At 59.5% G+C, this 9900-nt stretch carries 9 protein-coding genes; 1 reads left to right on the top strand and 8 read right to left on the bottom strand.

Going from position 1 to position 9900, the window contains the following annotated elements; all coding sequences use genetic code 11:
• Positions 1-173: 173 nt before the first annotated feature.
• The 4 genes from AC06G5_RS15655 to AC06G5_RS15640 form a co-directional block, all read right to left on the bottom strand.
• Entirely contained in the window at positions 174-575 is a 402-nt protein-coding gene (locus AC06G5_RS15655) for a nuclear transport factor 2 family protein (RefSeq protein ID WP_413425906.1), read from the bottom strand.
• A gap of 39 nt (positions 576-614) precedes the next feature.
• Entirely contained in the window at positions 615-1373 is a 759-nt protein-coding gene (locus AC06G5_RS15650; RefSeq protein WP_413425908.1) for an SDR family oxidoreductase, read from the bottom strand.
• Positions 1374-1567: 194 nt separating this feature from the next.
• Positions 1568-2470 (bottom strand): LysR family transcriptional regulator, encoded by a 903-nt coding sequence (locus tag AC06G5_RS15645; RefSeq protein WP_413425911.1) that lies wholly within the window; start codon positions 2468-2470, stop codon positions 1568-1570.
• 162 nt (positions 2471-2632) lie between these two features.
• Positions 2633-3733: an alkene reductase gene (locus AC06G5_RS15640; protein WP_413425913.1), complete on the bottom strand. Its 1101-nt coding sequence runs from the start codon at positions 3731-3733 to the stop codon at positions 2633-2635.
• A 146-nt stretch (positions 3734-3879) separates the two neighbouring features.
• Between AC06G5_RS15640 and AC06G5_RS15635 the strand changes: the two genes are divergently transcribed.
• Entirely contained in the window at positions 3880-4764 is an 885-nt protein-coding gene (locus AC06G5_RS15635; RefSeq protein WP_413425915.1) for a LysR family transcriptional regulator, read from the top strand.
• Positions 4765-4819: 55 nt separating this feature from the next.
• Here AC06G5_RS15635 and AC06G5_RS15630 read toward each other — a convergent pair whose 3' ends face one another.
• The 4 genes from AC06G5_RS15630 to AC06G5_RS15615 all read right to left on the bottom strand — a co-directional run bounded on the left by AC06G5_RS15630 (position 4820) and on the right by AC06G5_RS15615 (position 9840).
• Positions 4820-5704: a LysR family transcriptional regulator gene (locus AC06G5_RS15630; protein WP_413425917.1), complete on the bottom strand. Its 885-nt coding sequence runs from the start codon at positions 5702-5704 to the stop codon at positions 4820-4822.
• A 54-nt stretch (positions 5705-5758) separates the two neighbouring features.
• The gene (locus AC06G5_RS15625; RefSeq protein ID WP_480457418.1) at positions 5759-6511 is read right to left on the bottom strand and encodes a maleate cis-trans isomerase family protein; all 753 of its coding nucleotides are present in this window, start codon (positions 6509-6511) and stop codon (positions 5759-5761) included.
• Between the two features lie 25 nt (positions 6512-6536).
• Entirely contained in the window at positions 6537-7856 is a 1320-nt protein-coding gene (locus AC06G5_RS15620; protein ID WP_413425921.1) for an MFS transporter, read from the bottom strand.
• A 1030-nt stretch (positions 7857-8886) separates the two neighbouring features.
• Positions 8887-9840, bottom strand: coding sequence for a LysR substrate-binding domain-containing protein (locus AC06G5_RS15615; RefSeq protein ID WP_413425923.1), 954 nt, complete (start codon positions 9838-9840; stop codon positions 8887-8889).
• Positions 9841-9900 lie beyond the last annotated feature (60 nt).

Raw genomic sequence — 9900 nt, 5'->3', positions numbered from 1 at the left:
GTCCTGGTCAGTACCGTCGCAGGAGGGCGGAACAGTAGAGGGGAGGGCAATGGATGCCCTCCCTTTTTCCTTCCATTCAATTGCCCATCAGTTTCGCTTTCAAGAACAGGGGTAGTGATATTTCAGCAGTGCGCTGGTTGATCAAAGACCGCCGAGCGAGGAGGTATCGAGTGTCAGCCGGGGAACTGATCTCCAAACATGGGGTACCCGCCGGCGGAACCCGAGCGCGTTGCCTCGTCCTGAATCACATCCCAGTGTTCGACCATCACGCCATCCTCCAGCCGCAGGATGTCGACCACGACCCAATTCGCAGGCTGACCGATTCCAGTGAAGCGACCGTGCAACATGACGAAGTCGCCTTCAGCTACTGCCAACTGGCATTCGTAACGCATTTCGGGCGATCCTGCGGCGACCAGTTCGAACAGACCCTCGCGACCTGCGGGCACGTGTGCACTGTGCTGGATATAAGAGGGTGACCAGAAGCGCTCGGCTGCAGCCAGATCCTTGCGATTGAACAGGGTTGCGAAGCCTTCGAGGACAATGGCCTTGTTCTCGGCGGGGGTACGTGAAGTCATAGTCTGATCCTGCTTGCAATGTAAAAGATGCGGTCGCAATCAACCGAAAGCCGGTCCTTTTGCAATCATGTCGTTGAACCCATTGACCCAGGCATGCTCGTTCGGGCCAGGATTGGCGCGCATGGCTTCGGCCGGAGCGACGAGGATTTCGTCGGCACCGCTCTCGAACTGTTTCATCGCTTCTGTAATGAACTGGTCGAGGGGAATGGCACGCTCTTCCTCGCTGCTGTCGAGCAACTCGGTGCGTACCCACGGTGGTGCGATCTCGACCAGCCGGACGCCGTGTTCACGCAGCAGGTAGCGCTGTGACAGGGTGTAGGAGTGCAGCGCCGCCTTGGTCGCCGAATACACCGCCGTCACGGCCATTGGCACGAAGCCGAGCACCGAGGAGACGTTGACGATGACCGCATCCGGCCTGGCCTTCAGATGCTCGACCAGCGCCGAGGTCATGCGGATCGGCCCCAGCAGGTTTGTGGTGACGGTCGACAGGGCAAGCTCATCGTCCACCGGACCTTCTGCATGATCGAGCAGCATGATGCCGGCATTGTTGATCAGCACGTTGAGCTCAGGGTAATGGGCGATGAGGTGCTGCGCTGCAGCCTTGATGCTGGCCGTGTCGTTGATGTCGAGCTCGATGGCCGCCATGCCGGGGTTGGCGTCGAGCGTCTGCTGCAGTCGCTCCTTGCGCCGTCCGGAGATGATCACTTGATTGCCGAGCTTGTGGAAAGCTTCGGCCAGCCCTTGGCCGATGCCGGAGCCGCCGCCAGTGATGAAAATGGTATTGCCGGTCATACGCATCACGCTTCTCCTGGGGAGATGAAGTAAGGAAATGCCGCCACGAACGAACCAGTCGAGCGATGTGTCGTGCAGGCAGTGACGCTAAGTTGGCAGCTTCGGCGTGAACGGAGTAGCCACTCTTTTTCGCTATCATTTATGTAAGGTATGCATAGACATTGCTGTGCTGTGCTGTGCTGTGCTGTGCCGACCTGATGCTAGCTTGAAACGCCGCTTCCCTCGCCAACCAGGCTGGCTACGAGATGCTCGATGAGGGCGCGGCCGGCACTGCGGGTTCGCGAGCCGTGGGGGAAGTAGGCATGAACAGGCACGGACTCGGTCTCCCAATCGGTGAGCAGCGCGACCAGTTCACCGCTTTCCAGTTCGCGCCGACACGCCCATGCCGTTGTCGAGGTGATACCCAATCCGGCCGTGGCCGCCGCGACCGCCCCTTCGTTTTCGTCGGTCGAGAAGTGTGCCTCAAGCTGAATCGTCCTGGTCTCGCCATCGCGTTTGAACATCCACCCGCTCGGTACCGTCGAGGCTGGACCTGCGATGATTCGGTGGCATTGCAGGTCCTCAGGTGTAGTCGGCTCCCCAGCGGCGCGCAGGTAGGACGGTGAGGCAAGAATGAACCGGGAGATCGTCATGATTTGACGGCTCGTTGCACGGGAATCCACCAGCCGTCCCAGCCTTATCGCTACATCGATATTTTCCCGCACCAGATCCTGCCAATGGTCGGCGAGCAGGACCTGGATATGCAGGTTGGGATGTATCGCCGCGAACGGCGCCATGCGCGGAATGATTTCCCTTACACCGATGCTCGTAGGCATGCTGATCCGCACGACGCCACGCAGCTCCGCGCCGCCGCGAACGCTTTGCTCTGCTTCTTCCACCGCGGCGAGAATCGGCTCCATTCTCGAGAGAAAATCCGCCCCTGCCTCAGTCGGTACGACGGCACGTGTCGATCTCGCCAGCAACAGGGTGCCGAGATCGGTTTCGAGTTCGGCCACAATCCTGGAAACCTGGGATTGAGAAAGGCCCACTTCGCGTGCCGCCGCCGAAAAGCTGCCCAGTCGTGCCACCCTTGTGAAAAGCCTGTAGGAGAAAAGGTCCTTCATGCGTCAGCTCCATCCGACAGCCAGCATGTACCTTGAGTCCGTTGGCAGAAGCTACGGTGAAACGGGCAGCAGGCTGGCGGATCGCTACTTGGGTGAGTGTTTTTTTGGAGGAGGGGTAGGTAACCGGGGCACTATGACCCCGGTTACCCGTGGTGCAAATCATCATGCAACTTCAGTATGGAAAGGATAGTCCGTGTAACCCGCTTGCGTGCCGCCGAAGAACGACTCGCGGTCGTATGGGTTCAGTGGCCAGCCGTTGCGCAGGCGCTCCGGCAGGTCAGGGTTGGCGATGAAATGGCGGCCGAAAGCGACCAGGTCTGCATCGCCGGCCTCGAGGATCGCGTTGGCCGATTCACCGGAGAAACCGCCTGCCGCGATAAGGGTGCCCTTGTAATGCTGACGGATGAGTTGGGACGCCACCGGATTCTGGTCGCGGCGCTCGTCTTCGATGAGACCCAGGATGCGCGGCTCGATCAGGTGCAGATAGGCAAGGTCCAGCTTGTTCAGTTCGCGTGCGACATAGGTGAACAGGCCAACGGGGTCGCTGTCGGACATATCGCCGAAATTGCCGCTCGGGCCCAGGCGCACCGCCACCCGATTGCTGCCCCAGACGGAAATCACCGCCGCTACCGCTTCCAGCAGGAACCGGCTGCGGTTCTCGAACGAACCGCCGTAGATATCCGTACGTTTGTTGCTGCCGTCCTGGAGGAATTGGTCGAACAGGTAGCCGTTGGCCGAGTGCAGCTCCACGCCGTCGAATCCGGCGGCGATACCGCGTTCGGCCGCGGCGCGGAAGCTTTCCACCAGCCCGTGGATTTCCGCGATGGTCAATTCGCGCGGCGGGCTGCCGGGGGTCCAGCCGGTCTCGGTGAAGGCGAGGCCACCGTGTTCGACGACGGAAGGTGCCACCGGCTGGGCGCCGTTCGGCTGCAAGAGGCTATTGGACTGGCGCCCCGCATGATAGAGCTGCAGAAAGATTTTGCCGCCCTTGGCATGCACAGCGTCGGTCACGAGTTTCCAACCGGCGATCTGGCTGTCGTCATACAAACCGGGAGCGCCGAGGTAGCCATTACCATTGGCTGCGGCGATAGTCGCTTCGCCGATGAGCAGGCCACCGGCGCTGGTACGCTGGGCATAGTACTCGGCCATCAATGGGCCAGGGATGGCACCCGGCTCGGCACGCATACGGGTCAGTGGCGCCAGAACGACGCGATGGGAAATCCGGTATGGGCCGATCTGGATGCTGGTGTGCAGTTTGGACATGACAACGATACCTATCAATGTTGGGATGGGTGCAATCTAGGCGTAAAGTCCGTGGAGAAAAACATCCCGCGATGCCGAACATTTCGGATGGTTTTTCCGTAATCCCGCCCTGTCGGTGGGGCTCTGCCGGAGCAAGCAGAAAAGTGATGGAAAATCTGAGTGGCATCTCGATGTTCGTGCAGGTTGCCGAAACGCGCAGCTTTAGCGAGTCCGCCCGCCAGTTGGGGGTGTCGTCCTCGACCGTGGGCAAAACCATCGCCCGGATGGAGGAGCGCTTGCATGTAAGGCTGTTTCATCGCAGCACACGCAGTATCACGCTGACGGCCGAGGGGACCCTGTTCCTTGAGCGATGCCGCCGTATCCTCAGTGAGGTCACCGCTGCCGAGACCGAGCTGTCAGGCCTGGCTGGCAGTCCACGTGGGCGGCTTCGGGTGGGCTCGCCGCTACTGGGCGACCTGATGATGCCGGCCTTTGAAGGGTTCATGGAGCGGTATCCGGAAGTCGAACTGGATATCGATTTTTGCGACCGCATGGTCGATGTGATCGAGGAGGGGTTCGACGCGGTGATTCGGACCGGCGAGCAAACCGATTCTCGCTTGACTGCGCGCCGTCTCGGTTCCTGCGCACATGTGCTGGTGGCGTCGCCGACTTACCTCAAGCGGCATGGTGTACCCGCTTATCCGCGTGAACTGGAGCGCCATGCATGCCTGCAGCACAAATTCCCCGCAACGGGAAAGCTGGAGCGTTGGCCTCTGCGGCTCGAAGCCTCCGAGGCGGAATTGGTGCTGCCCGCCACGATGACTTCGAACACGATCGAACCTCTTGCCTATGCCGCAGTCCGTGGCAGGGGCATCGCCTTTCTACCAACCTTCCTGGTGCGCGACGCGCTGGAAAGCGGCCAGCTGGTCACCGTGCTGGACGATTACATTGACCGCCAGGTCGTCTTCTGGATGCTGTGGCCAGCCAGCCGATATGCCTCGCCCAAGTTGCGAGTTTTCATTGACTACATGAGTGCGCACTTGCGCATCTGATTGCTCACGCCGGCAGCGACCGGCGCACGCCGTCGCGGATTGAGCCTGATATCGCTTACGCCCTTTCGAGCAAGTGCTCCAGGAACAATCCCGCCGCGACCGACAACGCCTCTCGCGACCTTACGCACACGCTGAGTTCGCGGGAGGCCCACGGCTCATCCAGCCTGATTGCCTTCGCACCGTCCATTTTGTAAATCGCCGCGCTCCCCTCGGGCATGATGCCAATGCCCAGGCCGGCCTGAACCATCAGGCATAGCGCGTCGTAGCTGGAGACTTCCATGCGGATTTTCAGCGAACGCCCCAGGTCGTTGGCTGCCTTGATCAACTGAAAGTTGAGATGAGTGCCACTGCGCAATGCAATGTATTCGTGATCCAGGGTTTCGCTGAATTTGACCGAGCGGCGTGTCGCCAGCGGATGCCCAAGGGGCACAAGCAACACCAGGCGATCGGTACGAAACGGGAAAACCTCGATATCGGCACCGTGCGGAAGACGGGTGAAGATGCCAATGTCGGTGCGATTTTCCGACACCGCCTTGGTGATGGCCAGGCTTTGCCTTTCTTCGAGGCTGATGTTGATCAGTGGGTACAGTTCCATGAACGACTTGATCAGGCCCGGGAGGAATTGGGTGATGGCGGAAATATTGGCCAGGACATGCACCGAGCCACGGCGGCCATGGGAGTAGTCACGCATCTGCACGACGATTTCATTGAGGTTGTTCAATGCACTGCGAGCCATGAACAGCAGCGACAGACCGGCGTCGGTCGGGGTGATGCCTTTGTTGGTGCGGTTGAGCAGTTTCGAGTCGAGCAGTTCTTCCAGCTCGCTGAGCCGTTTGCTGACCGCCGCCGCGGCGATGTGTTCGCGTTTGGCGGCGGCAGCAATGGTGCCTTCTTCAACGACGCTGACAAAGAGTCGCAACGAGACCGGATCGAGTTTCATGGGAGGTACCGGTTAGGCCTGAATGGCCAGCATAGTACCTCCTTGGGCATCGGCTCAAAACGCCCCGGACAACAGATGGCCGGCGTTGGGTACTTGCGCCTTGAGGCCAAGGGTTTTCAACATCTGGTAAACGGTGGCGACCGATGCCGACAGCACCGGTTTGTCGAGGCGATCCTGGACAAGCTGGATCGCAGGTAGCGACGGCATTTGCACGCAGCAGGACAACACCACGCCATCGGCCTGGCCGATGCTCAGCCGGTTGGCGTGGGCCAGCAGATTCATCGGGTCCAGACGCCCGACTTCGAGGTTGTCGCAAACCTCCAGGCTGATGGAGTCGACCACTTCGATGCCGGCCGCTTCGATGTAGTCGATGACCTGTTGGGTCAGCGGCTTCATGTACGGCGTGATGATCGAGACTTTCTTGTAGTCGAGCATCTGCAGGCTATCGATCAACGCACCGGCGGAGCTGAGTACCGGGGCGGTCGATTGATTGGAGGCCACGGTTTTACTCAGGCGCTCCTGCGAGACTTTGTGATAGCCCGCGCCTTGGCACATGATCGCCACCAGGCAGGCATAGGCCATGACATCCACTCGCGCATCGCTCAGCTCCAGCGCGCAACGGTCGCTGTCGATGTCCATCTTCTTCAGCTCTTCGGGGCTGACGTGCATCATGCGCATGCGTGATGAGTGAAAGGTAAAGTGCTCTTCGGGAAACAGTTCGTAGCGCGACGTCAGCATGGCCGGGATTTCGGTTTCCATCGTCGTGTTGGAGCTGGGGACGATTTGGCCGATGCGAAAATTTTTCATGGTTTTTTTCCTTTGAACGGTCGGTTCAGTTGCCGCTGGTGAGTTGAACGCCTTTGGTTTCCTGCAGCGTGAACACCATGACGGCGGCGATGACGTAGGAAACGGAGGCAAGGGAAATGGTGGCGGTAAAGCCGATGAGCGGGATCAGTACCGGGACCAGCTTGATGCCGGCGATGGCGCCGACCCGGCCGAAGTTGAAACAGAAACCCGAGGCGGTTGAACGAATGCTGGTCGGGAACAACTCCGAGTACCAGGCGCCGAACCCGCTGAAATAACCGGTGAAGAAGCCCAGCAGTGCCGCCAGCGAACCGAGGGCGATGACGTTCTGGGTGGTGAACAGCAGTTTGCCGTCCGTCAATGGCATCAAGGTCGCCGAGTAGGCAAATACCGGCACCATGATCGCCATGCCGCCAAAAAACACCGCGAACGACAAGCGACGACCGATGCTTTCCGCCAGGTAGCCGTAGGCCAGGTAACCGATGGTGGCGCCGATGCCGATCCAGATGACAAACACCGGGGCCTGATCGATGCGCACGTTCAGAATGCTCTGCAGGTAAGCCGGCATGAACGTGGTGATGATCCAGTAGCCGTACATGCCCAGGACCGAAATGCTCAGGCCCAGCAGGGTCACTTTCAGATACTGCGGACGGAAGATTTCCATCAGCCGGCCCTTGTCGGTGTTAAGGCGCATGAACTCGCGGTTGGCCAGCCACACCGGCGACTCCTTGACGAACAGCCAGATGAACACCAGGGTGAAATAGGCCGGGATCGAGGCGTAGATGAACAAGCTGCGCCAGGATTCAGGGTTGCCGCCATCAAGGAACGTCCAGGCGAAAATCGCTGCCAGCAGACCACCACCCGACCAGCCGGTCTGCATCACCGCAAAGGCCTTGGCGCGACCGGCCGCCGGCCAGATCTCGGACACCAGCGCCGCCGCGGCGGACCACAAGCCACCGACGGCGATACCGACACAGAAGCGGAACACATTGAGCTGCCACAGGCTGTCGGCAAAAGCACAGAGCAAGGTGCCGGTGCCATAGACGAATACCGACAGCATCATGGTTTTCTTGCGGCCGATCTTGTCGGAAATATTGCCGAGGAAGAAACCACCGATACCGGTGGCCAGCAGAAACCAGGCAACCGTGGAGACCACGTCGCCCAGGCCGACGGCGAAGGTCTTGGCAACCGCCAGCAGGACAAAACCGAAGACGGTGGCATCCAGCGCATCAAACAGCCAGGCGGCCCAGGAGCCTCCCAGCGTCACGTAGCGCTGGTTGGCGGTCAGTTGACCGACTCTGTCGACGACAGGAGCTTGCGCCGTGGAAGTGGCAGCCAGGGTTTTCATGGTTCAACCTCGCAGGTTTGCGTTTTTATTCTTGGAGCTCGTGTGCCGAATGGAGATCGGCACACGAGTGGTCATGTGCGACCGATGTTAGGAGAGGTAAAAGCCGTTCGTACATCAGCCATTCACGAGCCTGCCATCGCGGCTGACGATGGCAGTGGGGGAGGAGAAGATCGTTGTGAATAGGGGGAGGGCTGGTTGATTAGAGTGGTCGGTACATTTGGAATAGCTCGCCCAGCTCAAAATAATCGACCGGGCCACCATCCGGACGCCCGTGAGGTCATGGCGACATGTTGCTCCTGCAGGTCCGCCTCGAATTATTCCATGGATGCTGTGAAAGTTCTGAACGTGGCTGCGGCAGAGGTTGGTAGACAAACGACACCGGCCCGGGATCTGGAAACCATCATCACTCACTGAATCAAAGCAGGTATAGGATAACAATGGTAATCAACCAGCCGGCACTGAGGGTGATAGTCAGGTAGGCAACCGCGAGCATCAGAGGGTGAGTCCACATGACACCAAACTCCCATAATCGTTGTTTTTATATTGGTGCCTGGTAAGTTGAGAGCTGCGAAATTCATGAGCTCGTATGAGTAGTGAGGCAATAATTAAGCCATTTGAGTGAAGGGCACTTGGGTGCAAGCCTTGGGCCTGTAATGCTGCGTTCCAGGCTACTTCTTTCAGACGAAAACTGTCCCTGAATCCACCCCCAAAAAATGAGATTCCCCACATACGGGGGTACATTCGTCCGGATGCCACCCAGCGGGATTGAAGTCCCAGGCTGACGTTTTGCCACTGGGGCGGGAGGCGCATGGCAGAACAGGGTCGATAGGAAACCCGGGGCCGATTTAGCAGACGGACAATGTTAAATGGCTGCTATTGTCAACGGCGCTTCATGACAGGCCGCTATCAGCTGAAAGCAGTCTGGCTTTAACTTCAACGGTTGAGCTGCGTTTGGTGAAGCGGGGAATCAAACCTCCATTCATCGACTGCGGTTTTACCACTGTCAAGCCTTGGCGGCGCGTCCTGTGCCTTACATCCGCAGACGCAACGTTTCGAAGAGTTGCCGATCTTCCTTTCTGGCCGAACGGGCATGACGCCGAATGACCTGCAACAGGCAATCGGTAAAGCAGAGTGCCGGGTTGCTCAACGACCCGTTGCGTCGGGTGACGATGCTCAGTTGTCGGGGCTCGAATTGCTCGGTCAGCCCCAGGGACACCACGCGCCCCAGGAATGGCGGGGCTGTGCTCACAATGGACGGCCCCCAGGTGCACATGTCGGCCCGCTCGACCATCATCTGCAAAATGGCCAGCGAATGGGCGCGCACGATTCGGTTCTCATCAATTTGCGCGCCGTGTTTCCAGAACAGTTCCTGCATCAGCCCATCGTGCCCGTCCGGCGCGTAGTTCAGGGTCCAGTTTTCCTCCAGTAACTCGTGGATCGATCGTGCGTGCTGTCGGGCGTGACCCTCGCGGACCAGCACCGAAGTCTGGTAATCGAGCAGGGTTTCGCAAGCGAATTCCTGGGTCGATTGTGCTGGATGCAGCTGGCCGATCGCGAAATCCATGCTGCCGTCGCGCAGCAGCGGCTGGGCAACGGCCATCAGGCTTTCAAACAGCTCCAGCTTGATTTGCGGCATGCGCTCGCGAAAAGCCAACACCACTTCGGGCAGGAAGGTCAGGGCGATCCATGGGGTGATCCCGACGCAGAGCCGGCCCTGGGCCTTGCCACGCATATGGTCGAGCTCGGTCTGCGCATGTTCGAGCTGCTTGATCACCAGCCGCGCGTGGGTCAGCAGGACTTTTCCGTATTCGGTGAAGTGCAGGCCGTTGGGGGTTCGGGTGAACAACGGCAGCTGTTGACTGGTTTCCAGTTCGCGCAACGCTTTGGTCACGGCAGCCTGGGAAATCTCCAGCGAGCGCGCGGCTGCGCGGATGCTGCCGGTTTCGGCGCTGGCAATCAGCGCCTGTAATTGATGCAGTTTCATCTGACCACCTTTGCGACAACCATTGGTTGTCATCATAACCAAACTGCGCCTCCCCAGCCC

It is taken from the genome of Pseudomonas sp. WT-JTC (assembly GCF_056711565.1).
Note: the sequence above shows the minus strand (reverse complement) of the source record. Positions and strands in the feature narration are given on the sequence as shown.